Annotated in this window: 21 protein-coding genes; 18 read left to right on the top strand and 3 right to left on the bottom strand. The window is 47.3% G+C overall.

Annotation, left to right across the window (positions count from 1 at the left end; all coding sequences use genetic code 11):
• The first annotated feature begins 39 nt into the window (after positions 1-39).
• The 11 genes from M6D81_RS15905 to M6D81_RS15855 all read left to right on the top strand — a co-directional run bounded on the left by M6D81_RS15905 (position 40) and on the right by M6D81_RS15855 (position 15,317).
• Positions 40-741 (top strand): response regulator transcription factor, encoded by a 702-nt coding sequence (locus M6D81_RS15905; RefSeq protein WP_262677903.1) that lies wholly within the window; start codon positions 40-42, stop codon positions 739-741.
• A 36-nt stretch (positions 742-777) separates the two neighbouring features.
• Complete coding sequence (locus tag M6D81_RS15900; RefSeq protein ID WP_262677902.1) at positions 778-2,118, top strand: sensor histidine kinase; 1,341 nt, start codon at positions 778-780, stop codon at positions 2,116-2,118.
• A 3-nt stretch (positions 2,119-2,121) separates the two neighbouring features.
• Positions 2,122-3,003, top strand: coding sequence for an AraC family transcriptional regulator (locus M6D81_RS15895; protein WP_262677901.1), 882 nt, complete (start codon positions 2,122-2,124; stop codon positions 3,001-3,003).
• A 144-nt stretch (positions 3,004-3,147) separates the two neighbouring features.
• Positions 3,148-4,632 carry a hypothetical protein gene (locus M6D81_RS15890; protein ID WP_262677900.1) on the top strand — a complete coding sequence of 495 codons (1,485 nt, stop codon included), beginning with the start codon at positions 3,148-3,150 and terminating at the stop codon, positions 4,630-4,632.
• Between the two features lie 23 nt (positions 4,633-4,655).
• Positions 4,656-6,005 carry an ABC transporter substrate-binding protein gene (locus M6D81_RS15885; protein ID WP_262677899.1) on the top strand — a complete coding sequence of 450 codons (1,350 nt, stop codon included), beginning with the start codon at positions 4,656-4,658 and terminating at the stop codon, positions 6,003-6,005.
• A 127-nt stretch (positions 6,006-6,132) separates the two neighbouring features.
• Positions 6,133-8,415, top strand: a complete 2,283-nt coding sequence (locus M6D81_RS15880) for a helix-turn-helix domain-containing protein (protein ID WP_262677898.1) — start codon at positions 6,133-6,135, stop codon at positions 8,413-8,415.
• A gap of 237 nt (positions 8,416-8,652) precedes the next feature.
• The gene (locus tag M6D81_RS15875) at positions 8,653-10,299 is read left to right on the top strand and encodes an extracellular solute-binding protein (RefSeq protein ID WP_262677897.1); all 1,647 of its coding nucleotides are present in this window, start codon (positions 8,653-8,655) and stop codon (positions 10,297-10,299) included.
• Between the two features lie 90 nt (positions 10,300-10,389).
• A complete protein-coding gene (locus M6D81_RS15870; protein WP_262677896.1) occupies positions 10,390-11,295 on the top strand; it encodes an ABC transporter permease in 906 nt (301 codons plus the stop codon).
• A 16-nt stretch (positions 11,296-11,311) separates the two neighbouring features.
• Complete coding sequence (locus M6D81_RS15865) at positions 11,312-12,184, top strand: carbohydrate ABC transporter permease (RefSeq protein WP_262677895.1); 873 nt, start codon at positions 11,312-11,314, stop codon at positions 12,182-12,184.
• An 18-nt stretch (positions 12,185-12,202) separates the two neighbouring features.
• A complete protein-coding gene (locus M6D81_RS15860; RefSeq protein WP_262677894.1) occupies positions 12,203-13,798 on the top strand; it encodes an arylsulfatase in 1,596 nt (531 codons plus the stop codon).
• Between the two features lie 49 nt (positions 13,799-13,847).
• Positions 13,848-15,317, top strand: coding sequence for an arylsulfatase (locus M6D81_RS15855; protein WP_262677893.1), 1,470 nt, complete (start codon positions 13,848-13,850; stop codon positions 15,315-15,317).
• Positions 15,318-15,404: 87 nt separating this feature from the next.
• On the opposite strand, the gene M6D81_RS15850 is transcribed toward M6D81_RS15855, so the two are convergent.
• Positions 15,405-15,992: an NAD(P)H-dependent oxidoreductase gene (locus tag M6D81_RS15850; protein ID WP_262677892.1), complete on the bottom strand. Its 588-nt coding sequence runs from the start codon at positions 15,990-15,992 to the stop codon at positions 15,405-15,407.
• A 121-nt stretch (positions 15,993-16,113) separates the two neighbouring features.
• On the opposite strand from M6D81_RS15850, the gene M6D81_RS15845 reads away from it, so the two are divergent.
• The gene (locus M6D81_RS15845) at positions 16,114-16,608 is read left to right on the top strand and encodes a MarR family winged helix-turn-helix transcriptional regulator (RefSeq protein WP_262677891.1); all 495 of its coding nucleotides are present in this window, start codon (positions 16,114-16,116) and stop codon (positions 16,606-16,608) included.
• 113 nt (positions 16,609-16,721) lie between these two features.
• The gene (locus tag M6D81_RS15840; RefSeq protein ID WP_262677890.1) at positions 16,722-17,492 is read left to right on the top strand and encodes a DeoR/GlpR family DNA-binding transcription regulator; all 771 of its coding nucleotides are present in this window, start codon (positions 16,722-16,724) and stop codon (positions 17,490-17,492) included.
• A gap of 116 nt (positions 17,493-17,608) precedes the next feature.
• On the opposite strand, the gene M6D81_RS15835 is transcribed toward M6D81_RS15840, so the two are convergent.
• Together M6D81_RS15835 and M6D81_RS15830 are read right to left on the bottom strand one after the other, a co-directional pair.
• Positions 17,609-18,520, bottom strand: coding sequence for a LysR family transcriptional regulator (locus tag M6D81_RS15835; RefSeq protein WP_262677889.1), 912 nt, complete (start codon positions 18,518-18,520; stop codon positions 17,609-17,611).
• Positions 18,521-18,613: 93 nt separating this feature from the next.
• Positions 18,614-19,252, bottom strand: coding sequence for an HD domain-containing protein (locus M6D81_RS15830; RefSeq protein WP_262677888.1), 639 nt, complete (start codon positions 19,250-19,252; stop codon positions 18,614-18,616).
• A gap of 278 nt (positions 19,253-19,530) precedes the next feature.
• Here M6D81_RS15830 and phnX point away from each other — a divergent pair, with 278 nt between their 5' ends.
• From phnX to M6D81_RS15805, 5 genes are all read left to right on the top strand, one after another.
• Positions 19,531-20,379: a phosphonoacetaldehyde hydrolase gene (gene phnX, locus M6D81_RS15825; RefSeq protein ID WP_262677887.1), complete on the top strand. Its 849-nt coding sequence runs from the start codon at positions 19,531-19,533 to the stop codon at positions 20,377-20,379.
• Between the two features lie 2 nt (positions 20,380-20,381).
• The gene (locus tag M6D81_RS15820) at positions 20,382-21,521 is read left to right on the top strand and encodes a phosphonoacetaldehyde reductase (RefSeq protein WP_262677886.1); all 1,140 of its coding nucleotides are present in this window, start codon (positions 20,382-20,384) and stop codon (positions 21,519-21,521) included.
• Between the two features lie 625 nt (positions 21,522-22,146).
• Entirely contained in the window at positions 22,147-23,238 is a 1,092-nt protein-coding gene (locus M6D81_RS15815; RefSeq protein ID WP_262677885.1) for a phosphate/phosphite/phosphonate ABC transporter substrate-binding protein, read from the top strand.
• The gene (gene phnC / locus M6D81_RS15810) at positions 23,235-24,023 is read left to right on the top strand and encodes a phosphonate ABC transporter ATP-binding protein (RefSeq protein ID WP_262677884.1); all 789 of its coding nucleotides are present in this window, start codon (positions 23,235-23,237) and stop codon (positions 24,021-24,023) included. Before M6D81_RS15815 ends, phnC begins: the two co-directional genes overlap by 4 nt.
• On the top strand, positions 24,013-24,798 hold the full coding sequence (locus tag M6D81_RS15805) for a PhnE/PtxC family ABC transporter permease (RefSeq protein WP_262677883.1): 786 nt from the start codon (positions 24,013-24,015) through the stop codon (positions 24,796-24,798). Before phnC ends, M6D81_RS15805 begins: the two co-directional genes overlap by 11 nt.

The raw sequence follows: 24,798 nt of genomic DNA, 5'->3' as shown, positions 1-24,798 counted from the left end.
ATTATAATCCAAACCGCCAAGAAGGGGAGTTGAGCTCGGGTGCGCATTCTAGTAGTGGAAGACGAGCCGAAAATACGCCATGTGCTGATGGCCTATCTGGAGAAAGAGGGCTGGGAGAACGATTACACTGGAGATGGGCACGAAGCGGTCGCCATGCATGATTATAATCAGTATGATTTAATATTACTCGACCTGAAGCTGAACGGCTTGAGCGGGGAGGAGGTGTGCACGCGCATTCGCGAGAAGTCGAATGTGCCGATCATTATGATTACCTCGAAATCCCGCGAGGACGATGTAATTAACGGCTTGCATATCGGTGCCGACGATTATATTCTGAAGCCTTTCCGCGTTAAAGAAGTGATTGCGCACATTCAGGCGTTGTTCCGCCGAATGGCAGTCATCGAACGGCAAGATACACATGCGGCGCGCACTTCGTTCGATCAGGGACGTCTTATCGTTGACTTCGACGCGAGAGAGGTACTCGTGCGGGGCGTTCGCGCGCATCTGACAGAGACGGAGTTCAAGCTGCTCTCCATCGTCGCGTGCGAGCCCAAGAGAGTGTTCAGCCGCAGTGACTTGTATTACCGGGTGCTCGGCTATCGCTTCCAAGGCGATGGCCGAACGATAGATATGCATGTCAGGAATCTGCGCAAAAAAATAGAGGCGGATGCCGCCGAACCGAGATATGTCGTCACGAAAGTCGGGCAAGGCTATCAGTTCGCCATGCAGCCGGACGGTTAAGCGATGAAGGGGAGTCTGTTTCGGTGGTTTCGCAAAATGAGAGTCGTGCTGTTCGTCGCTTTCTTCGGTTATTCGCTGCTCTTTATCGGCCTGGTGTCTTATTTCTATAACGTCAATCTCCACGGCATGTTTGACGGCTATCAATCGAATCTGTTGACGGACCACGCTTACCGGTTGATGGACGATATGCGCAATGCCGACATCGCCAGCACACCTTTGTCCGATGAGACGAAGCAGTGGCTGCAGCGCCGAGCCAGTCTGAGCGCCGTCGTCATGCAATTTGCTGATGCTTCGGGGGAGGAACTATGGCTGGATATGTTCGACAATATCGGAGAGCTGAAGCTGTCCGAACCCGTGGAGCTTCCCTACCTATATGAAGGGCGGCTGATCGGGCACGTTCGCGTCGCTTATACGGGTGTGAATAACGATCTTAGCCCGGTAGTTATCGAATATGAGAAGAAACTGAAAATTCGCTCACAGCTGCTGCTTTTTATCGTCGTCGTATTATCGCTGTTCATCAGCTTATTCATCGCGAAGCTGCTCTCCTCTCCGCTAAGCCGTCTGAACGAGAAGGCCCATCAGATCCGCATGGGCAGGCACAACCTGTCCATAGAGCAGTCAGGACCAGAGGAGGTCCGGAGGCTGGCTGCTTCGCTCGATGAGATGAACCGGGAACTGAAGAAGCAAGAGGATTGGCGCCAGCACTTGATGGAAGACTTGACGCATGAGCTGCGTACGCCGCTTGCCTCCACGCTGTCGCATGTCGAGGCGATGATAGACGGCGTCTATGATATGAGCCGTGAGCAGCTGGAAGAGATTTATGAAGAGCTGGACAGACTCTCCCGCCTGGTCAACGATCTGGAACGGTTGTCCGAGGCGGAGAGCGCCCGCTTCGCCATCAAGTTCGTTCGCACCGATATGATTCGGATTGGCAAGCGGGTATACCATAATTTTGACTCCCTGGCACGGAATAAGGGGATCAGGATGCGCTTCGAATCGTCCTACGTGCCTTGCTACGGTGAGGTCGATAGCGACAAAATTATGCAGGTGTATTCCAATGTCGTCTCTAATGCGATCAAATATACGCCGAGCGGCGGACATATCGTGCTTGGCATCCATTGGACAGCCGAGTATACCGTCTTCACCTGCAAGGACGACGGCATTGGCATTACGAGAGAAGATCTGCCGTACATCTTCAATCGGCTGTATCGGGCTGACAAGTCGCGCTCGCGATTCAGCGGGGGCGTCGGCTTGGGATTAAGTATCGCCAGGGCGTTGGTTGAGGCGCATAACGGAACCATTGAAGCTGAGAGCGAGCCGGGCGTCGGCTCTACCTTTACCATCTATCTTCCGAACAAATTCGGCCAGAGGCAATGAAGCATGGACGATTTCCGAGGAAAAGGGGTGCAAGGCATGAGGGAAAGCGATATTGAATTTATTAACGAGAGTATGTATCCTCTCGAAGATTGGGAACAAAAAGGCGGGGTTTGGCTGGTTAAAGCAGGAAAATCCAGTGTGAAGCCCAATTATTTTGTCGGTCCCAGAACGGCTCCCTTCTATTGCTTGCATTTTATTTTGGAAGGTCACTTGCGTTTTAAACAGGGAGATGTCGAAAAAACATTGAGCTCTAACGACTTATTTTGTTTATTTCCAGGCATGACTCATCAATACTCGATTGCTGATCCGACGCAACCTCTCAAATTAGCCTGGATTGGATTCAACGGGTTACAGGCAGCGGATTTGTTAAGACAAGTCGGCATCACGCCCGGCAAGCCTTATGCGGAGAAACGGTTTTGCGACACTTTACAGCGTCTGTTTAACAGTATTTACAGGAAGGTTACTGTTAATAAGAGCGAAGGGATGGATATGATTGTTCTGCTGTATACGCTTTTTCAGAAACTGCAAACACAGGAACCGGAAAGCGATAAAATACAAGATCCCTATGACTTGGTCTATAAGAGTAAAGAATATATGAATCTGTACTTTCCCGAAGGCATTCAAGTGATGGATATTATTCATCGCTTCGGTGTTAGCCGATCGTATTATGCCAAGATGTTCAACAAGTATTTAGGGTGCAGACCGAAAGATTATCTGCATCAGCTTCGGATGAAAACCGGACAAAGCATGCTCGAAAATACGGAAAAAAACGTCACGGATATCGCTTTGGCAGTCGGGTATTCGGATGTGTATTACTTCTCCCGCGCATTCAAAAAGTACTTTGGCATTTCTCCGCTGAAATATCGAGATAAGTGCAAGTCCTAGCGCTGCCCCGTGTTCTAGTAAACACAAATGGACAAAAAAATAAAGACATTTTCAAATTCTCTTTCCTTATCATTTTAGTTATGATTTTCTTACAAACACGAACCGTAACTATCGCAATGATCATGAAGAAGGAGGGGTTGAATAATGGATGATCGCAATGATAAGCAGAAAACAAAGCATATGAGCCGCAGAGAGGTACTTGCAGGGCTGGGAGCCATAGGGCTCGGGACGACACTCGGGACTACGCTAGGGGCTATTCCTGTATTCGCGAGTGCAGAAGCAAATGGAGAGGGCATCCCCCAGCAATTAAGCGAGCTTAACGCCCAAATGCAAAATCATGAGTACTTCGTCTCCATGAGCGACTTTCCAAGACAAAGCGGAGAAACGGTGGATAATCCGAGAATTCAGAGAGCCATTGATAGTATGACCAGAGGCACGCTGTTTTTCCCGAACGACACCGAGTATGAAATTAATGCTCCGATCATTGTCAACAAAGAGATGGCTTTGACGGCCCCTTATCTAACAAAGATAAAGCCTGTGGTGGACACAGATGTCATTAAAGCGTCGGAAAGATGCCTGATTGAGAATTTCTGGATCGACGGCAGCTCGCTTCCTCCCGGACAAGGAAGTGGAAGCGGTATCATTGTCGGGTATGACGGGGTGCGAAGGAAAGGCGGAACATCGATCAAAAACGTCATGATCGAATATTTGAAAGGTCATGGCGTAGTGTGGGAGCAATCTCCTTATCTATCCACTGAAAAGCTGCTTATAAGATGGTGCGGCGGTGACGGCATGCACTTCACGGCTAATTATAACGATAACAATCACGGCATTATTCATGCGCATGTGGTCGCATGCCAAGGCGCTGGATACCGTCTGAAGTCAACGCCAACTAACCAGGACCGGTACTTGTTGGAAAGCAGGCATCATTTATTCGTGAACGCCAAGGCCTGGGGGTGCAGCGGGGGCGGCGCCATCATAGAAACAAGGGCAAATGCCGGCAAAATTTTCATGGAAAACAATCAACCCTTCGATCTAAAACTAACCGATTCTTCAAGAGGCAATCACTTGGAATTGCAAGGTACGCTCACCGCTTATAAAAACCACATCGATGAAGGCTTCGCCAATCGAATTGAAGGATATGACAATTTCGATCAATGGTCAACGAGAAGGCATTTGTCGGAAAAGTTAAGTGTAAGAAAGCCTGGTCGCCGCGGCTCCATTAATATTGAGCCGGTTGCGCACGACACCTTTGAGTTATTCCCCGAATATACGCTGGAAGATGTCACATTGAATTTTAGTAGACGAAGTGCGAGAAGTTTGACAGTAGGGATTCCTCAGGCCAAAATCGGCGGCGGCGACACGATAAAAAAACATATGAATCAGCTTATTACGCAGCAAATTCCTGCCATACCCGCGCAATCTACGCATGATCTCATCGTGACATGGAATGGTGTGGTACCGGGTGACTCTATTGCTGCAACAGCCAAGACCGTCATGCCTGCGGGCCTGATGAGCAATGTGTATATTTCAGCCTCCAACACAATTATTCTGCGAATTGCCAACATTTCAAGCCAGGCAACAAGTCCATATAGCACCGACTTTGCTCTGGATGCTTGGAAACACTAACTTTCATACGGGGGGACAAGAAAATGTATACAAATAAACGTAAATTTGCACCTGTTGCGATACTCCTGCTCATTGTCATGATGCTGTTCGCTGCTTGTTCGAACGAGCCAGCGGAACCAAATGCATCCAAAGGAACTCCTGAGCCTACAAAAGCTGCTACAACCAGCGAACCTTCCAATAAAGCGGCGGAGGACGAGAAGCCTGAGCCTGTGACAATCAAGGTGTATTCGCATTGGCCTAACATGCCGTCCGACGATGACTTCCAACAATTCTTCGTCGAACCTCTTAAGAAATCACATCCTCATATTACGCTGGAAAGAATAAAACCGGCGGAAGGCATGCGTATTCAAGATCTGGTAGCGGCAGGAGATATTCCAGATATTCTTATTGGCACGGTGCACGACTTGACGAATTATGGGAAATTAGGACTATATTATGATCTGAGGACGCTTGTAAAAGAGAATAACTTCGATCTAGGCTCATTGGAGTCGAATATCATGAAAATTGTCGAATCGTATGGTCAAGAAGGAGAAATATACGCCATTCCGTATTATGTGAACTACAATGTACTGTGGTATAATAAAGAAATATTCGACAAATTCGGAGTGGATTATCCGACAGACGGCATGTATTGGGAAGATGTCGTTGATTTGGCAAAGCTTCTGACTCGTACAGACGGTTCCGTACAATATCAAGGGTTGAATGTGGAGAACGTATCGCGTATCGGGCTTCAAGTGAGCGATGGCACATTGGATCCTACTGCTATGCAGCCTATGATTGACAAGTGGAAGCCGGCTTATGAATTATTCAAGACCATTACGTCGATTGAAGGCAATCAGCCGATGAAGAAGGTAGATTTCAGCAAAGAATTGTTCCTGCAGGGAACACAAGCGATGATCGCTACATCAGATATTACGAATCAGCTTATGGCGGTGCAAAGCCCATTCGAATGGGATATGGTCACTTTCCCGCAGCATAAGGATTCTCCGGGGACCTACGGTTACGGGGGCAGCCGGGCATTAATGATTGCCAAAACAAGCGAGCATAAACAAGAAGCCTTCCAATTGATTCAATCCCTGTTATCGGAAGAAGTGCAACTGGAATGGAGCAAGCTCGGCAAGTTGTCTCCCTTGACCACAGAGTCCGTGCAGAAGGTATTCGGCAGCGCTGTACCGATCTACGACGGGAAGAATGTAGAAGCCATATTCAAATTGAAGCCGAAATGGTTCACGCCTACCGATTATCATCATGAAATGACGAAGATTATTCATAAACATATGTACGATTTATATGAAGGAAAAGATGTAAATACCGTCATTCGCGAAACAGAACAAGAAATGCAACAGAAGTTAGAGGAACTGAAAAGAGGATAAAAGAACAAGGTATCATATTATGAAAGCCAAAGACAATTTGTCTTTGGCTATCTCCATTACAGTGAGAGCAGGGTACTCTTGCAATAAACAAAACCACATGCTGTAAAGGTCTGGGAGGATGTTCAACATGAAGCGGCAGCTGAGAAATTTATCGGTCAGGAAGAGAATGTTTATTTCTTACCTTTTTATATTTATTGTTCCTGTACTGATTATGGGGGCCGTTACTTATCAATGGATGTATAATGTAACCGTTTCCCAAGTGGAGGATTCCTATAAGAAGAACCTGTCTACGATTATTCAAACGATAGATCAGCGTATTCAATCTTTAGATAGCTTCGCCATTCAGCTTTCCCAGACACGTTGGGTCAGCAAGTTAATGTATATGTATGGCTCTTCAATTGACCCGGCATTGATCGATCCTGTCTCACTGAAGGATTATAGCGAAGAGTTCAGACTGTATACGGTCGCCAACGAGTTCATTGAGAGCATTGGTGTCTATTATCACAGCAAAAACCTGGTTTTGTCCACTTTTGGGAGAGATACGTTTCCTTGGTTCGTTGAAGAGGGCTTCAAGGTCAACGAACTCAGTGTCGAGGACTGGACGGCGATGACTCGTGAATATAATGATGGGAAAATTCTAAATCCCGTAACCTTGGAGCGCTATGACCATCAAAAAGAAGGTCTGGTGTATTTGCATTCTCTTCCTGTAGGGAAATATCAGGGGATTAAAGCCACACTAATTGCATTTATTAATGTTCAGTCGATTAACACATTGTTAAACAATTTAATAGTGGACAGAGACGGCTCAGTCTATATATTAGATGAACATGATCATCAAGTGGCTGGCCATGTCCTTAGCGAGAAAGACAAAGAATTTATTCAAAATCATTCCTTTGACTCCACGCTTGTTACGGCTACATCCTATAGTCAGGACAATGAGGAGAGAATGATCTTCTTGAGTCAATCCGAGAAGAACAATTGGAAGTACGCAGTCACTATTCCTGCAGCCAGTGTAGCGGAAAAAATTAAGCATGTTCAAACGATTGTGTTGCTTTTGGTGTTTGTTTCAAGCGGTCTGGGAGTGTGGCTTTCCTATGAGTTATCCAGAAGAAGCTACAAGCCGCTCGAAAGAATAGTGAAGCTTTTCATCCATGACGCACCGCCAGCGGAAGGCAGTGCAAGAAATAATGAGTTTATGTGGTTGGAAAACAATATTCAAAAGTTGTTAATTGAAGAGAATCAGTTGAAGAAGAGAATGGAGAAATCTCATCCCATACTGAAGAACGGCTACTTGCTAAAGCTGTTAACGAATGATAACCACACAAGACAAGAAGCTTTACGAGGGTTGCAGTTGCTTGGGATTGATTTTCCATATCCCTTCTTTACCTGTATAGTGATTGTTGCTCATCACGCTTCTGTCTCAGAAGCGATAACGAATCGTGCCCTTGATTGTTCCAATCGTTGTAAAACCATTGTGTACAGTGCGGAATCAACAGAGCAAATAATACTTGTTGTAAATTATGAGGAAAAGTCTCGCAAGGAATCGCTTATTACAGCATTCTCTAATGCTTGCAAGGATCTTGCGGAGCATAAGTTTTCTGTTGGTGTTGGAAGCTCATCGGATATGAACAGTCTTCATCTGTCCTACCTTACTGCTTGCACTGCAGCAGATTATCGGCTGTATAAGAATGAAGATCGGGTTATTCGATACGAGGAAGTTCTGAAGGAAGAACTGTATTATTTTTATCCATTGGATAAGGAAATTCACATTACCAATCACCTTAAATCAGGCAATTATGATGATGCAGCAGCATTATTCCAAGAAATTTTGCAAGAAAATCTAGGGAAAGCGACTGCCAAGGCTACATCAATCAACGCACTGCGATACTTTTTCTTTAATGCAGAGCTAACGGCTATTCGATTGATCGAGGAACGAGGTCTAACCTCGGTTATTCAGCTGTCCTCAAACCATATTTTCAGACTGGATACGATTGATGATATGAAAGCGTATATTTTAACGATATATCATGAGCTTTGCGAAGCCGTTAATAATGGGAAAGAAAGTCACAACTATGAGCTAAAACAAAAAATTGAACAGTATATAGAGAATCATTACAGAGACTCGTCGATATCACTAAGCGGGATAGCGGACAAGTTTAATCTGTCATCCTCTTATTTAAGTCGCTATTTCAGAGAGCAATTTGGTTACAACTATACGGATTATGTAAATCGGATGCGGATTGAAGCAGCTAAACGCATTCTAATGGAAGACAAACAAGTCAGCATTAATCAAATTGCGCAAGACATCGGCTATGACAATGACGTTACATTTCGCCGAGTTTTTAAAAAATATACGGGAGTTGCCCCAAGTCAATATAAAGGTAATTTGTTGGAGAAGCCCTTACTTTAGCCGCTTTGTTCAAAGCGGTTTTTGTAAACGTAAAGAAATGTATGCCTTTTCAAATGATGTTTGCAGCGAATTGTAAAAAAAAATGATGCTCTCAATTTTTGTTCGTTGCTTGCTCTGAGCTTCTTCCCCTACCATGAGATTGCGGAAGGGAGGACTGCAATCGAGGAAGTACAAACGACGGATTCATGTTAAAAAAGAAAGCGCTTTTTTGAGTTCATACTGAAAGGGGTATTCTACATGTTGAGAAGACAGTTGATGATCGTATTATCTTTGATTATGGTGATAGGTTTAGTGCTATCTGCTTGTTCATCAAATCCTAGTAATGACAAGACAAGTAAGAACAGTTCCCAGAAGGACAACAATGACAACAAGCAAGGAGAAGGAACGAGCGCAACCGAAGAATATAAGCTTCCTTTCGCCAATGATGATGTGACCTTAACCTTCGCCGGTGTTGACAGCTGGTCGCCTAATATCACTCATAATGATAACCTGCCAATCTTCCAGGAGATGGAGAAACGGACCGGAGTCAAAATTAATTGGCAGATGCATCCTTTTAGCCAATATAACACTTCCATTCAAACTCGCTTAGCAGCCGGGAAGGATCTGCCGGATATCTTCGCCATACCTCCCTTCGGAGCTGGTGCGGATGTAGTAAGGTATGGATCGGAAGGGATTCTGCTTCCATTAGATGAGTATATCAACGAGCAGAATGCTCCCAATATCGTAAAATTGTTCGAAGAGCATCCGGACCTAAAAAAAATACTGACATCGCCTGATGGACATATATACGCAGTGGGTGAACTAATGAAGAAGGTGAACACCTTAAACCCCAGAGTATATATGCTTCGTAAGGATTGGCTGGATAATCTGGGCTTGTCAGAACCCGAAACAGCTGATGACTGGTACAATATGCTGAAGGCTTTCAAGGAACAGGATCCTAATGGCAATGGCCAAGCTGATGAAATTCCGATGATTGTAAGCCATGGATTCGCAGATTATTCTTTGCTGGGATCGGCATTCGGTATTTACCCAGGAAGCAACATCTGGATTAACGAGAATGGGAAATTATATTACCAATATGATCAACCGGCATTTAAAGAATTCCTGACCTTCCTTAATAAGCTGTATAATGAGGGTTTACTTGATCCTGAATTCGCTAGTAACGACGAGAAGAAAACGATTTCCATGGTAGCCAAAGGTAATGTGGGAACCACACCTCACCAACTGCCAGTAGTAGACAGGTACAACAAGGATATCGCCAATTCTGGAATTGAAGGTGAATATATTCCAGTTCTGCCGCCTGTCAATATGGAAGGTGAGCGGTACATTATCAAGAGATCGCCTATGGGCGGCCGTTACGGTGTGCTGAAGGATACCAAGCATCCTGAAATCGCTGTCAAATGGATTGATTACTTGTGGGCTAGTGAAGAAGGCTTATTGCTGCAAAACTTCGGAATCGAAGGTCAATCTTATACGATGAAAGACGGCAAGCCTGTATTCACTGAGTATATTACGAATAATCCTGATGGTTTATCCCCTATTGACTCTCTGCGCAAGTTAGGGGCATTCCCATCATTCCTCAGCCATCAATTATATGACTTCAAGACTCAGACGACTCCAGAGAAGGTTGTGCAATTCGCAGATGGGGCTCAGGAATACATGATTGAGCCGTTCCCATCGATGCTAGGCACAAGCGAGGAAGTAGAAGAATTGAGCTCGCTCATCGTGGATATTACCACTTATGAAGACGAGATGATCCAGAAGTTTGTTATGGGCAATAAGCCGATAAGCGAGTTCGACAACTTCGTGTCCACACTGAAGAGAATGGGCATCGAGCGGGTGGTTGAAATCAAACAAACACAATATGATCGCAGCAACCAGTAGGTAAGCGCTATAAGGAATTGGGGAATGTATCATTCCCCAATTCCTTCATTGACAGCTAGACCATCCGGAGGGAGAAATGAGTGAGTTCATATGCCAAAAGCATTAAAAGTCATCAAAAGAGATAAATATTTAATCTTGCTGTTGCTTCCCGCTATTCTTTATTATGCATTGTTTCATTACGTCCCCATGTATGGGTTAGTCATTGCGTTCAAAAAGTTTTCGATTGCCAATGGGATTATGGGAAGTGAATGGGTAGGCTTTCATTGGTTTGCCCAGTTTTTCGAATCTTACTATTTTTTCAGATTGCTTAAAAATACAATTCTGCTAAGTTTATATAGCATATTGATTGAATTTCCGATACCTATTGTGTTCGCGTTGCTCTTAAACGAGTATAAGGATGGACTGTTCAAGAGAACGATCCAAACGGTCACTTATATGCCTCATTTTTTGTCAGTAGTTATCGTGGTCGGCATTATGGTCAACTTTCTTCATCCTGTTGACGGTGTCATCAACACGTTGATTGAATCGTTTGGCTATAAGTCAATAGATTTTTTTAATGACCCTTCATGGTTCAGAACCTTATATATCGGTTCCTCTGTGTGGCAGAATTTTGGTTTCTCATCGATCATTTACTTGGCCGCAATCAGTGCGATTGATCCTCAATTGTATGAAGCGGCTCGCATGGACGGGGCGAACCGTTGGCAGCAGATGTGGAGTGTTACACTGCCCGGGATTCTACCTGTCATTATGATTCTGCTAATTTTAAGGGTCGGTAATCTGCTGGATGTAGGCTTTGAGAAAATTATACTTATGTATAATCCGAGTACCTACGAAGTAGCCGATGTTATTTCCACTTACGTTTACAGAAGAGGCATATTAGGAAGCCAATACAGCTTCGGCGCGGCAGTTGGATTATTTAATGCCATTATTAACTTTGTATTGTTAATCGCTATGAATCGGATTAGTAAAAAACTGACACAAAACAGTCTATGGTAAAGGAGGGGGAAGCCATATGAAAGTATCCGTCTGGGGTAAAATAGAAAACAACATGTTGAATGTCTTCATGGTATTGATCATCCTTATTACTTTGTATCCCATTATTTTTGTCGCAAGCTCTTCTATCAGCAATCCTGTATCTGTATTGAATGAGGAGGTTTGGTTATTCCCCCAAGGCTTTTCTTTGGAAGCGTACAAACAAATATTTCAAAATAAAATGATCTGGACCAGCTACTATAACACAGTCTGGTATACGATCGTAGGGACAACTATTAATGTGACCTTCACCGTAATGGCCGCGTACGCTTTGTCTCGCAGAAGTTTTTTCGCGCGAAATCAAATTATGTTTATTATCGCCTTCACTATGTTTTTCGGAGGCGGGATCATTCCGAACTTCATTCTCATTAATAATCTTGGGTTATACGATACGCGATGGGCGATGGTATTGCCTAATGCCATAAGCGCCTGGAACTTAATTATCGCCCGGACTTATTATCAAGGTATCCCTGAAGAGATTGTGGAATCGGCGAAAATTGATGGTGCCAACGATTTGAAAATCATGTACAAGATTATGGTCCCCATATCGATGCCTATCATTGCCGTATTGACACTTTTCTACGCTGTTACTCACTGGAATGCCTTCTTTAATGCCATGTTGTATTTGCCATCGCCGGAATTACAGCCTTTACAACTATACCTTATGAAAATCCTGGTACAGCTATCGTCTGAAATCTCTGAAGTAGCGGGAGAAAGTGTAGTCGACAGCTTACCCCCTCTTCAATTGAGGTACGCTCTCATTATGGTGACTATTCTGCCAATTATAAGTGTATATCCGTTCCTTCAGAAGTACTTTGTTAAAGGTGTCATGATTGGAGCGATCAAAGGATAACGAAGGAGAATGGATGGGATGAAGAATGTTAAGCGGCCCAACATCATACTTATAATGGCTGATGATATGGGTTTCTCGGACATCGGATGTTACGGTGGAGAAATCGCTACACCTAACCTGGATAAGCTTGCAGAGCGTGGAGTGCGCTTTGCCCAGATGTACAATACAGCTCGTTGCTGTCCAAGCCGCGCTTCATTGTTAACCGGCCTCTACCCGCATCAAGCAGGGGTGGGGTACATGGTGGATGATATGGGCACCCCCGCCTATCAAGGGTACTTGCGAGACGATTGTGTGACGATAGCCGAAGCGCTGAAGGACAGCGGGTATCAGACCGGTATGTCAGGGAAGTGGCATGTAGGCGGGAATTACGCGATCGATGAGAAGGAGCGTTGGCAGCCGGGCAGTGAAGGGAAGCCCATTCCTGTTCAGAGAGGCTTTGATCGCTTCTACGGAACATTGGCGGGGGCGGGAAGCTACTTTCACCCGCACACCTTAATGGAAGGAGATCAGTTGATCGATCGTACACCGGGGGATGATTACTATTATACCGATGCCATTTCGGACTATGCCCTGTCGTGTATAGAGGATTTTGCGAATGAATCAGATCCCTTCTTCCTTTATGTGGCCTATACTGCGCCGCATTGGCCGCTGCACGCTGTTCAAGAAGATATTGATAAGTACTCTGGTAAATATATGACAGGATGGGATCGATTAAGAGAAGGTAGATACAACCGATTGGTGGATAGCGGAATGATATCGGATCAATGGTCGCTTAGTCCGCGAGATGCGCAAGCTCCTTCATGGGAGCAAGTGCCGAATAAGGAATGGGAAGATGCCCGTATGGCGGTATATGCCGCTCAAGTAGACCGAATGGATCAAGGCATCGGGAGAATGATGGGTAAGCTTAGTGAATGCGGGATTGAAGAGGATACCCTGATTTTGTTCTTGTCCGATAACGGCGGCTGCGCTGAACTGCTGGAGGAGAACGGCTGGATTGAGAATTCCGTCTATCCAGCCAGAGACGGAAGCAAGGTCGTCCCTGGCAATGATCCGTCCCGTATGCCGGGAGCCGAGGATACTTATATGAGCTACGATCTGCCTTGGGCCAATGCCAGCAATACACCGTTCCGCTTCTACAAGCACTGGGTTCATGAGGGCGGTATATCCACCCCCTTCATAGCCCATTGGCCTCAAGGGATAGAGCGAATTACCGATCCGGTACAACAGCCGCTTCATATTGCAGATATTATGGCTACTTGTCTTGACATTGCCGGCGCAGCTTATCCTGCTGAGCGGCAAGGGAACTCTGTTACTCCGCTAGAGGGGGAGAGCTTTAAGAATCTGCTGCACGGCCAGGCATGGGATAGAGAGCGGCTTATCTACTGGGAGCACGAGGGGAATTGCGCCGTTCGCGACGGCAAGTGGAAGCTTGTCAAGAAGTTCAGAGGGGATTGGGAGCTGTACAACATGGAAGAGGATCGGACGGAGCTCCATGATGTAGCGGGACAGTATCCCGAGAAGGTCCAATACCTGCATGCGGCATATGTTGCTTGGGCTGAACGTTGTGACGTGGTGGAAAGATCACAATTATTGGCTATGAAGAGCAGAGTGTAATTGAGGCACAACCTTGATATACAATTGAACGACCTATCGGGAGGTTGAAATGATGCGTGATAAAAGACCGAATATTGTGCTGATTATGACGGATCAACAGCGCTGGGATACGCTGGGGTGTTATGGGAACGATTGTATTGAAACGGCCAATCTCGATTGGCTGGCTTCGCAAGGCACAGTATTCAAGCATGCTTACACCCCGAGTCCATCTTGTGTTCCGGCCAGAGCATGTCTGATGACAGGCATGAATACGTGGCAGACAGGCATTCTTGGCATGGGAGGGGGGCAAGGTGGCAAGACCACCGGCTTCCCCCACACATTGCCCGGCGAACTGGCCAAAGCCGGCTATCATACGCAGGGAGTCGGAAAGATGCACTTTCATCCGCAGAGATCGCTTAACGGCTTTCATCATACGGTACTGGATGAATCGGGACGTGTGGAGGACCCTGGATTCGTATCCGATTATAAGGGATGGTTCGATCAGCACAAGACAGGCGATTACGGCATAACGGATCACGGCATCGATTGGAATTCCTGGATGGCCAGACCTTATCATGCCCCTGAGTTTCTGCATCCAAGCAATTGGACGGTGAATGAATCTATCGCATTTTTGGAGCGGCGCGATCCGAATCAACCGTTCTTTCTGAAGACATCATTCGCCAGACCGCATTCGCCTTATGATGCGCCGGAATTTTACTTCAATTTGTACTTGAACAAGAAGCTTCCGATGCCGGCAGTGGGCGACTGGGCGGAGCGGCACGACGATCCGGTAGAATCAAGGAAGCCGTTCGCTTGGCGGGGCAAGCGCAGTGAAGAAGAAATTCATCGGGCACGTGCGGGGTATTACGGCTTGATTCATCATATCGATCATCAAATCGGAAGGCTGCTGATGTACTTGAACAAGAATGGTCTGATGAACAATACGTTGATCATGTTCATGTCTGACCATGGGGACATGCTAGGCGACCACCATCTATGGCGGAAGACTTATGCTTATGAAGGATCTGCCCATATCCCGATGATCGTCAAGCTGCCAGCCTCCCTCGGCCGGCAGAAGCAGATCGTCGAAGAGCCGGTAACGCTGCAGGATATTATGCCGACGGTGCTGGAGGCGGCGGGAGTGTCCGTTCCTGATTGTGTTGACGGCAGCAGCATGGTGGATTTGATGCTGGGCAAGAGCGATGGCTGGCGTTCGTATGTGCATGGCGAGCACAGCACATGCTATGCGGAGGAGCAGGAAACGCAATATTTGACCGACGGAAAGATGAAATATGTATGGCTTCCTCGTCTGCATGAGGAGCAGCTGTTCGATCTGGAGAGCGATCCGATGGAGCTGTGCGATTTGAAGGCGCATCCGGACAAGCAGCCGGAGCTGCTGAAATGGCGACAGCGTCTGATCGATGAGCTTGCACCGCGGAACGCAGGCTTGACGGATGAGGCGGGTCTGGTCAGTCAAGCAGGCAAGCCATACTTGACATCCCCCAATTATAAGAAGCGTATTGAGGCGGTTAGAAGCTGATTCGGTGAGGAGTGCGCTTTGCGCAGCTTCTGCCGATTCGCGATAGAGCCGGCTGACCGCAAATAACGGTCAGCCGGTTTTCTTTGCTCAGGAAGCAAGCGTTTTGAAGTAACGATAGATTTTATCCAGCTTCTCTGCTTGTTTCCCGTTCTTCTTCTCCATGCTTCCGAATTCGAAGAATTTCACTTTTTTGATGCCTACATATTGGAACAGAGCTTTTCGCATAAGTACTTTATGCGCATTGTACAACCAGTATAATGTGTATAGTGGAGGTCCTTGCATCGTCGATATACAGACGACAGATTTTCCTTTTAGCAGCCCTTCCGGCATCGTCTTTCCGATATCCCGATAAGCGAAGTTCGTGGCGAACAGCCGGTCGATATAACCGAGCAGCATGGCAGGAGGTCGTCCCCACCAGATAGGGTATATGAAGACGATCTTGTCAGCCCACAGAATCTGCTGACGATACTTCTCAAGCTCCGGTTCCAGATGCAGGTCGCGTCTCTTCTTCTCCTTGTTGAAGACTAGCGCAGGGTTGAAATCTTCCGCGTACAGATCGAGCACCCGCACTTCCTGCATATGCGGATTTTCTTTCATGCCTTGCAGCGTTTTCTGGAGGAACGCATGGTTCAAGCTCTCATGATTGGGATGCGTGTAAATAACCAGGGTTTTCATTGGACACCTTCTTTGTTATCATTTGATAATGAAATAGTAGCACACCGATTATTTTATTGTCAAATGATAATTATCTTTTAATAACTAAATGGACATAATAGACGGTATGGAGGTGGATAACATGCATCATGAGAAAGAAAAGGGCGTCAGTATATCGGCTGGCCGAATCGAAGCAAATCCCCAAGACGTATTATTCAAGGAGCTTTTCTCGTTCATCAACGCCTTTCATACAATTATGCATGAAGTGAAGAAAGGGAATCCGATGCTGCGAGAGGTAACGTCCCTTCAATACGACATATTGGAATATATGGCTGTCGAGCAGCCGTTAACGATGAGCAAGATTAGCGATTGCATGGGCCTGTCGATGCCCAATGCCAGCCGCGAGCTGAGGAAGCTGACGGACAAAGGAATGTGCGAACGGGTGGATGATCCTGAGGACGGAAGGAAGCAGTACATTACGCTGTCGCCGCTCGGACTGGAACGGATGAGCGAGGCTTTTGCGTATATGAGAGAGCAGTTCATGAGCCGAGTGGAAGGCGTACCCGAAGAGAAGCTGGCGGAGACAGCAGAGGCGCTGAAGCTGCTGCAAGTAACCTTCTTCCGACCTATTTCTTAAGAAACTGTAAAAGAGCGCATGAAATACGAGGGTTGGGCCGCAAAATCTTGACTCGAGGCTCCATGCTTGTATAATGAAAGTGGCAAGTATGACGTTCGGGAGTGGATGGATATATGTTGCAGGAAGAGCGATACAAAAAAATACAGGACATCTTGAAGCAGAACGAGTCCGTTAAGGTGACCGAGCTGGTGCAAGTGCTTAATGTGTCGATTGACACGGTTAGGCGTGACCTGGAGAACATGGAGGGCAAGAAGCTGCTCAAGCGGGTGCATGGCGGAGCAGTGCCTGCTGCGGATCATGGCGACCGCAATGCTTTCTTCTACCGAGAGAACAAGAACAAGGACAAGAAGATAGAGCTGGCGCAGCTGGCGTGCGAGTATGTGTCGGAGGGACAAGCGATTGCCTTGAATGCAGGAACCACCAATCTGGAAATCGCCAAGAAGCTGTCGGAGAACTTCGAACGGTTAACCATCATTTCGAACGGTCTGCGCATTATCGAGCACTTCTCGCATAAGCCGGGCTTCACTGTTATTGTGCCGGGCGGAATATTGGATCACGAAGAAAACGCGCTGTACGGGAAAAAGTGCGAAGAAGATATTACCGGTTACAATATCGATCAGGTGTTCATCTCGATAAACGCCATATCGGTGGACAAAGGCTTAACCGACTTCCGTATTCATGAAATCGATATTATGAAAGCGATGATGTCGTCCGCGCGGCAAAAAATTGTGGCGGCCGATTCCAGCAAATTCGAAAAAGTGTCATATATGAATGTATGCCCGCTGTCGCATATTGACACGATTATAACGGACAGCACAATTAATAAAGATATTGTAAAGATGTATCGGGATACGGGAATACAGGTCGTTTACAAGCACAGTTAAACGGCCGACGGCGGGATGGGCTCCTGCTGGGCGAAGCATGCATGCCCCCTTTAAACCACTGTAAAAGTGGTTTAAAGGGGGTAGAACCGTGCTGTTTGACAGAATTCAGTTATGACTTAATATCCAGGCGAATTGGTTGAACTTAGTCCATGCTTAGCAATGCTTTGTTGGAGCAGGTAGATGAATTGCTGTGCCGCATAGCCGATAAATTTCTCTTTATGGTAGACAAGCCCAATTTGTCTGCGTATAGGCGGATTCATAATTTCGATCATTCTTATTTGATCGTTGCCCCACATGTGTAGCAATGTTTTGGACAAGATGGATATGCCAGCTTCTGCTTGTACCAGACTCATGATGGTTTCTGCCGCGTCTGTTTCGATCATCGGATTCAGTGGTGCTTTGATAAACTTAAAGGCAGCCTCGATCTGTTGACGACACTGATAGTTTTTAGGGAAAATGATGAATGGTTCGTTCTTGACTTGCTCCAAATCGATTGTTTTTTTGTTTGCTAAAGGATGACGATGTGACACTGTCAAATACAAATTTTCTTCATATAAAGGAACAATGGTAAGTCGTTTATCATGTATTGGGACAATAGTTAAAGCAATTTCTAGTTCATTGTCAATGATGGCGTCTACTACATCATCCTTGCCGATCACTGTAATTTGGATATTTGGATACTTTTTATGAAAGGTAAGAAGCAGAGGAGAGACAAACTGGGTAAGTTCACCTGTCAAAACACCGATCGATAGCTTTCCGCTTTTCACTTCCTGCAACTCACGCATCTCCTCCATGGCGCTCTGGATGCTTTGAAAAATATGCGTTCCATGCTTGAACAAGACCTGGCCTGCACTGGTTAAGGTTGTTTTCTTACCAATTCGATCAAACAGAGGCATGCCCATTTCAATTTCTAAAGCTTTAATTTGATGGCTTAATGTCGGCTGGGTTACACCTAATTGCTCAGACGCACGTGTGAAATGAAGCTCCTTGCACAATGCCATGAAGTATTCCAGTTGTCTAAACTCCATTAAGACCTCCCCATCCTGGTTAATCCATTTCGTGTTTCCTCTTAATCAGAAACAACACCCAGCGATTCAGAATGCTGCTTCTTGATTCCGTCATTATTCTATCCAAGGTGAATGTAAGACGCACTCACAGAAGTTCTTTCTTTTGAAATCTGGATTTAAAAGAGAGCAGACATCGGCTTTAATATTGCCGAATGTGGTCTCTTGTTTATGCTTGAAACCATCGTAGAATGCAGACAAAATCTTCTGTTTGAAGTTATCTCTTGGATAATTAGTTGTAACCTTTTTCCGCATTTCCTCTGTAAGACTATCAAAGTTTTCGCCCATTACATCATAACCGACACCGGAATAAATTAACATCACCTCCGGCTCCTTATACTGAGCAATGCCAATCGTGGTATGAAGAGCAATGGCATCCCATACCAGACGAATAGATTCGGCAGGAACTCCATGCGCCTTGAGGTAGTCACGTGCTGCATTCGCACCATCAACTTCGAAGCGTTTATCTGAACTGCTGTACTGTTTGACCAAGCCCAAATCATGGAACAATGCGCTAATGTACAACAGTTCAGTACTGAAACTAACTCCTTCCTTTATCCCTTGGAGTGCTCCGAATAGAAATACACGGTGGGAGTGGTTCCATAATAAATCATTGCCGTACTCACGAAGTAATTCTGCCGCCCCCAAAGCCAGCTTGCTATCTGGAATCTTAATATCTGCAACTACATTACTCATAGTTAGTCCTCCTCCTTTTTCTTGCACAGTTATTGACAACTGTTTGAAGCAATAATATGTCAGAGACTTCTATTGATCAATACTATGATTTCTATGATTATGATAGATTTATCACATCCAAAGGGGATAATCACTGGAGAAGCCGGATGCGACGACCCGAACGTTAGCGGCAACTCAAATATTAAAACTGCATAAAGATGCAAAATATATTGATTTAACATGCATTTTTATGCTATATTTGTTGCGCAATTATTGTGTGGATCGAGGAGGGAAAATAGATGGAAAGAGCAGAGACAAAAAAAATAAGCGCCGTTATATTCGATTGGGCCGGAACGACGGTGGATTACGGCTGCATGGCGCCGCTCGAGGCATTCATCCAGTCATTCCGGAAGGAAGGCATTCACGTAACGGATGAAGAAGTGCGCGGCCCCATGGGCATGAAGAAGAAGGATCATATTCGCGCACTGCTGGAGCTGGAGTCCGTCCGGCTGCAGTGGACGGAGAAGTTCGGCAAGCTCCCGGAGGAGAGTGATGTCGATCAATTGTATGCCAGCTTCGAGCCTATGCTGATGGCCGTGCTCCCGAATTATACGGAAGTAATTCCTGGCGCGATCGAACTGGTGGACAGCCTGAGGTTGAAGGGGATGAAGATCGGGTCGACCACCGGCTACACATTGGATATGATGAAGGTCGTTACGGCAGAGGCGGAGAAACAGGGCTACAAGCCCGATTACTGGATTGCTTCGGACGAAGTGCCCGCAGGCCGTCCCGCTCCTTACATGTGCTATCGGAATGCGCTTGAGCTTCAAGTATTTCCGATGGACACTTGCGTGAAGATCGGCGATACCGTTAGCGATATTCAAGAAGGGATCAATGCTGGCGCGTGGAGCGTAGGCGTAATATGCGGCGGAAGCGAATTCGGCTTGACGGAGCGGCAGACGCAGGAGCTTGGCGAGGAAGAGCTTAGGACGCGCATGGCGGCGGTCCGCAGCAGATTCGAGCGTGCGGGCGCTCACTTTACGGTGGATGCCATTGCGGAATTAGAGACGGTTATCGAGGAAATCAATCAAAGGCTGGCGCGTGGGGAACATCCCCAGGCTTGCGGCGTGCTGCGGAGTGAGGCTTAGCGATGGAGCGATTCTATAATCCGGTTGAAACTTATTTTGGCACAGGAGCGATGGAGCAACTGTCGGCCGTTATCGATTCGGATGGCGAGACGGTGGAGAAGGTACTACTTATTACGCGAGGCGGCGACTTCAGCAACACAGCCGATTACCGCAAGCTAATGCAGCAATTGCAGCATACGGTCGTATTCGTCTATCCGGTGGAAATCTCCAATCCCGATGTGACCGACCTTCATGCTCTGCTGCAGGCAACGCGCGACTTCGATTACAATCTGGTGATCGCAGTCGGCGGCGGCAGCGTGCTGGATCTGGGGAAGTCGGCGGCCGGCTTTAAAGGATACCAATGCGAGAGTGCGGACGGGCTGCGCGAGGCGATCGTCTCGCGCGCCTACTCATCCAATAGCCAGGCGTGCAGTTGGATCGCCCTTCCGACAACTGCGGGAACGGGGTCGGAGGTGACGCCGTGGGCCACCATATGGGATCGAAAGAACGATGTGAAGTATTCGGTAGAGGGCAAAAACCTGTTCGCCAAAGCGGCTATTATCGATCCGCTGCTAACACTCAGTCTGCCCGTCAGAACGAGCATTATATCGGGACTGGACGCGATCTGCCATGCTACCGAGGCTTACTGGTCCCGTAATACCAACGAAATTTCGAGACAATTCGCGCTGCAGGCTATTCGCAGTCTCGTGCCTAATCTGGCAAGCCTTAGAGAAGATCCGCACAACGTAGAAATCCGCACGCAGGTTGCATTGGGAAGCTTCCTGGCGGGGCTGGCTTTCAGCAATACGAGGACGACAGCCTGCCATTCCATCTCCTATCCTATAACGCTGCTCTATGGCATTGAGCATGGGTTGGCGGCGAGCATGACATTGGCGAAAATGATGAAGTGGAACGAGGAGGCGTTGATCGATCCGGAGAAGCTTTTCCGTGCATTCGGAGCTGCAGATGTGGATGGAATCGGATCGGTGCTTGACGGCATTTATGAGAAGTCGGGCTTTTCAGGCCGATTGAGAGACTATGCTGTTCCGCAGGAAGGTTTGCGCATGATCGTAGAGAAGGCGTATACGAAGGGAAGAATGGACAACAATCCGAGGAGTATTGAGCAAGAGGAGCTGCATGAGCTGCTTCTCGAAGTTTATTAAGGGAGAAGGAACGACACTTTAAACGGCCTCCTTAGGGGTGGAACCAAGCAGTTCCATACCTGAGGAGGCTTTTCTCATTGTTAAGAAAGGATGCATTAGTCCTCCTAGCTGCGGATAAATAAGATGAAATGGCAAGTGATGGTGCACTGAAGCGGATGTATTCGGTTGTAACGGTTGTAGCGGATGTAGCGGTTGCCACAGAGCTTAATGGGCTCGAAATGGGTGAATCCGTATTTTAACGGTTGCCCTGGCGCTTATAGGGGATGAAAAGTGTGATTTTAGGTGTCACGGTGGGAAATAGGCCTCGTGGTGACCGTTACAGCTCGAGAAGTGGGAATTGAGCCGCCATAAGCTCGATGGCAACCGTAAGAGCGGCGAATAAAGTATCGAGCGGGAGATCAAACGTGGAGTTAAACGGAATGTCTAAAGGACGAACGGCAATGCCTGCCACCCGTCAGGGGAATACGTCCTGTCATTCACGCCTAAATATGCGGTTTTGTAATTTATTTTGCGTTTTATAATATTAAGATACTGTAAAATACCGCAAAACATATTGCGTAACAATGCTTTTTCCCGATATACTTTGAGAGGAGAAACCAACTATATATTTAGGGGTGGAAAAAACATGAAAAAAACGGCATTAGTCATTCTTGCACTTTTGATCTCGGTTATAACGGCATGTGGAAACAACGGGGGCAATGAAAAAGCGAATCAAACAGAAGGTACGGCTGCGGAATCGAATGGCTCTGCTGCAAAAGAGGGCGGAAAACTGACGATGGTCTGGCTGCCGAATGAATCCGGCGGCAACATGAAGGAAGCTCGCGATCAAGTTGGTGCGATTATCGAGCAGGCGACAGGCAAGAAGGTAGAGCATAAGACGACGACGGACTACATTATTGCCGTAGAGTCCATTGCCAATGGAAGCGCCGATCTGGCTTATCTGGGGCCGCAGGGCTATGTCGAAGCCAGAAGCAAGAACGACAAGGTTGAGCCGCTCGTCGTGAACAGCGGCAAATCCGGCACGCTCGACGATGCGATGTATTACAGCTGGCTCGCCGTGAAGAAAGGAAACGAGGACGCTTATAAGCAAGGAGATGCATTCTCGATCGACAATATTCAAGGAAAGCGGTTCTCGTTCGTATCCAACAGCTCGACATCGGGCTTCAAAGTGCCGACGGCAAGCATCATTTCCCACTTCAGCGCAGCGAAAGGAATGACAGAACTCGAGGTCGACGATTTGGTGGAGGGCGGCAACGACAAGTTTTTCAGCCAAGTATCGTATGGCGGTTCCCATCAAGGCTCAGCCGTCAACCTGCTGTCGGATAAGGTGGATGTAGCAGCATTCTGCGACACTTGCGTCACCAATTACGTGGAGTTGTTGTCCGGCGACATGAATGCGACGGGATCGGAATATAAGGTGAAAGCCGATGCGGACGCGCCGTTCAATACAGTCGCAGGCGAGGAATTCGTCGTTATCTCTTCCACGCCGGTGCTGAATCAGCCGATCGTTGTGAACAGCGAGACGGTAAGCGCGGAAGATATCGGGGCGATTACAGAGGCGCTGACTTCCGACGAGACAGCCAAGAACGAGAAGATCTTCGTGCCGAAGGATTCCGAATTCAAAGGCATCTTCAAACAAGAAGGAGAATCCAAATTCCTGAAAGTCGAGGATGCGTGGTTCAACCCGATCCGCGAGTTGACTCAGGTGGCGAAATGACAGCCATCTTGGAATTGAAGGATGTATCGAAGCGATATCCTACCGGCACAGTGGCCCTGACGGATATTAGCTTCTCCGTAGACAAGGGACAATTCGTCTCTATAATAGGCCCCTCCGGAGCAGGCAAGTCGACGCTTCTCCGCTGCATCAATCGGTTGATTGATGCCAGCGGAGGAGAAATCCGGCTGGAAGGCGAGAATTTGATGGAAATGAACAAGCGCACGCTTCGCAGAACGAGAGTGAAGATCGGCATGATCTTCCAGCATTACAATCTCGTCGAGCGGCTCAGCGTCATCGAGAATGTGCTGCATGGGAGATTGGGCTATAAAAATGTCTTCGCGGGCTCGCTCGGCATCTATTCGGCCGAAGAGAAGGCGAAGGCGATTGACATTCTGCAGTCGCTGGGTCTGGAGGAGCAGGTATACAAGCGCTGCGACCAGCTGAGCGGCGGGCAGAAGCAGCGTGTGGGCATTGCACGGGCGCTTATCCAGGAGCCGAAGCTGCTGCTGTGCGATGAACCGATCGCTTCGCTTGATCCCAACGCCTCGAAGGTGATTATGGATCAGCTGCGCAGCATATCCAAGGTTATGGGCATTACCGTTCTGGTCAATCTGCATCAGGTCGACGTTGCGATGAAATACTCCGATATGATTATCGGGATGAAGAAGGGCGGCGTCGTGTTTAAGGGAAGTGCGGAAGAGATGAAGGACGAAACGATTTTCAACATTTACGGATCCGAAGCAAGCGAACTTGGCATCGACATAGGAGAGAGTTATGCAAGCTAGTTACTTTATGAAAAAAAGATTGAGCAGCGCTTGGTTTTGGCTCGTACTGCTGGCCTTGACGGCCGGGGCGGTCATTCTGACGGAATTCGACTTCCTGGCCGGCTTCGCGGCGGTTCCCAAAGCGGTGCAATGGGGAATTACCCAGTTCTATCCCACAGCCGATTCGCTGGAGAAGCTGCCGGATATTATGGATAAGCTGGTGGAGACGATCATGCTGTCCATTGCTTCTACGACGGTTGCTGGCGTGGCTGCGCTAGCTCTGGCCGTCATGGGCTCCAGGACGATGCAGGTGCATGTCGTATTCAGCATCATCTGCCGCGGCATCGCGTCGGTCTTTCGGAACATCGACGTATCTGCATGGTCGCTCATCTTGCTGTTTTCATTCGGCCAGCACGTGTTGACGGGCTACTTCGCCCTGTTCTTCGTCAGCTTCGGCTTCCTGACCCGCGCTTTCGTCGAGACGATCGACGAGGTGAGCTCGCATTCCGTTGAAGCGCTGAGAGCGGTCGGGGCCGGCTACTTCTCCATCGTATGTCGCGCGGTCATTCCCTCCGCCATGCCGCAGAAGCTTAGCTGGGTACTGTTCATGATGGAGACGAACATTCGCAGCGCCACGCTGATTGGCATATTGACAGGAACGGGAATCGGCTTCTCGTTCGATCTGTATTACAAGAGCTTTGATTATCACACGGCAAGTCTAGTTGTCGTATGCATCGTCGTGACCATACTCGCCATTGAGTGGATCTCCAATACGGTCAGACGAATGATTCTATAG

The organism is Paenibacillus sp. J5C2022, from assembly GCF_025567625.1.
In the GTDB taxonomy this organism is placed as follows: domain Bacteria; phylum Bacillota; class Bacilli; order Paenibacillales; family Paenibacillaceae; genus Pristimantibacillus.
The sequence above is the reverse complement of the archived record's forward strand: the minus strand, read 5'-3'. Positions and strand labels throughout refer to the sequence as shown.

Coding starts and splice junctions, on each gene's coding strand:
- M6D81_RS15865 (WP_262677895.1), top strand. CDS start 11,312: ATGAAAGTATCCGTCTGGGGTAAAATAGAAAACAACATGTTGAATGTC.
- M6D81_RS15890 (WP_262677900.1), top strand. CDS start 3,148: ATGGATGATCGCAATGATAAGCAGAAAACAAAGCATATGAGCCGCAGA.
- M6D81_RS15885 (WP_262677899.1), top strand. CDS start 4,656: ATGTATACAAATAAACGTAAATTTGCACCTGTTGCGATACTCCTGCTC.
- M6D81_RS15900 (WP_262677902.1), top strand. CDS start 778: ATGAGAGTCGTGCTGTTCGTCGCTTTCTTCGGTTATTCGCTGCTCTTT.
- M6D81_RS15830 (WP_262677888.1), bottom strand. CDS start 19,252: ATGAGTAATGTAGTTGCAGATATTAAGATTCCAGATAGCAAGCTGGCT.
- M6D81_RS15880 (WP_262677898.1), top strand. CDS start 6,133: ATGAAGCGGCAGCTGAGAAATTTATCGGTCAGGAAGAGAATGTTTATT.
- M6D81_RS15845 (WP_262677891.1), top strand. CDS start 16,114: ATGCATCATGAGAAAGAAAAGGGCGTCAGTATATCGGCTGGCCGAATC.
- M6D81_RS15895 (WP_262677901.1), top strand. CDS start 2,122: ATGGACGATTTCCGAGGAAAAGGGGTGCAAGGCATGAGGGAAAGCGAT.
- M6D81_RS15850 (WP_262677892.1), bottom strand. CDS start 15,992: ATGAAAACCCTGGTTATTTACACGCATCCCAATCATGAGAGCTTGAAC.
- phnX (WP_262677887.1), top strand. CDS start 19,531: ATGGAAAGAGCAGAGACAAAAAAAATAAGCGCCGTTATATTCGATTGG.
- M6D81_RS15875 (WP_262677897.1), top strand. CDS start 8,653: ATGTTGAGAAGACAGTTGATGATCGTATTATCTTTGATTATGGTGATA.
- M6D81_RS15855 (WP_262677893.1), top strand. CDS start 13,848: ATGATGCGTGATAAAAGACCGAATATTGTGCTGATTATGACGGATCAA.
- M6D81_RS15870 (WP_262677896.1), top strand. CDS start 10,390: ATGCCAAAAGCATTAAAAGTCATCAAAAGAGATAAATATTTAATCTTG.
- M6D81_RS15840 (WP_262677890.1), top strand. CDS start 16,722: ATGTTGCAGGAAGAGCGATACAAAAAAATACAGGACATCTTGAAGCAG.
- M6D81_RS15860 (WP_262677894.1), top strand. CDS start 12,203: ATGAAGAATGTTAAGCGGCCCAACATCATACTTATAATGGCTGATGAT.
- M6D81_RS15835 (WP_262677889.1), bottom strand. CDS start 18,520: ATGGAGTTTAGACAACTGGAATACTTCATGGCATTGTGCAAGGAGCTT.
- M6D81_RS15820 (WP_262677886.1), top strand. CDS start 20,382: ATGGAGCGATTCTATAATCCGGTTGAAACTTATTTTGGCACAGGAGCG.
- M6D81_RS15805 (WP_262677883.1), top strand. CDS start 24,013: ATGCAAGCTAGTTACTTTATGAAAAAAAGATTGAGCAGCGCTTGGTTT.
- M6D81_RS15815 (WP_262677885.1), top strand. CDS start 22,147: ATGAAAAAAACGGCATTAGTCATTCTTGCACTTTTGATCTCGGTTATA.
- phnC (WP_262677884.1), top strand. CDS start 23,235: ATGACAGCCATCTTGGAATTGAAGGATGTATCGAAGCGATATCCTACC.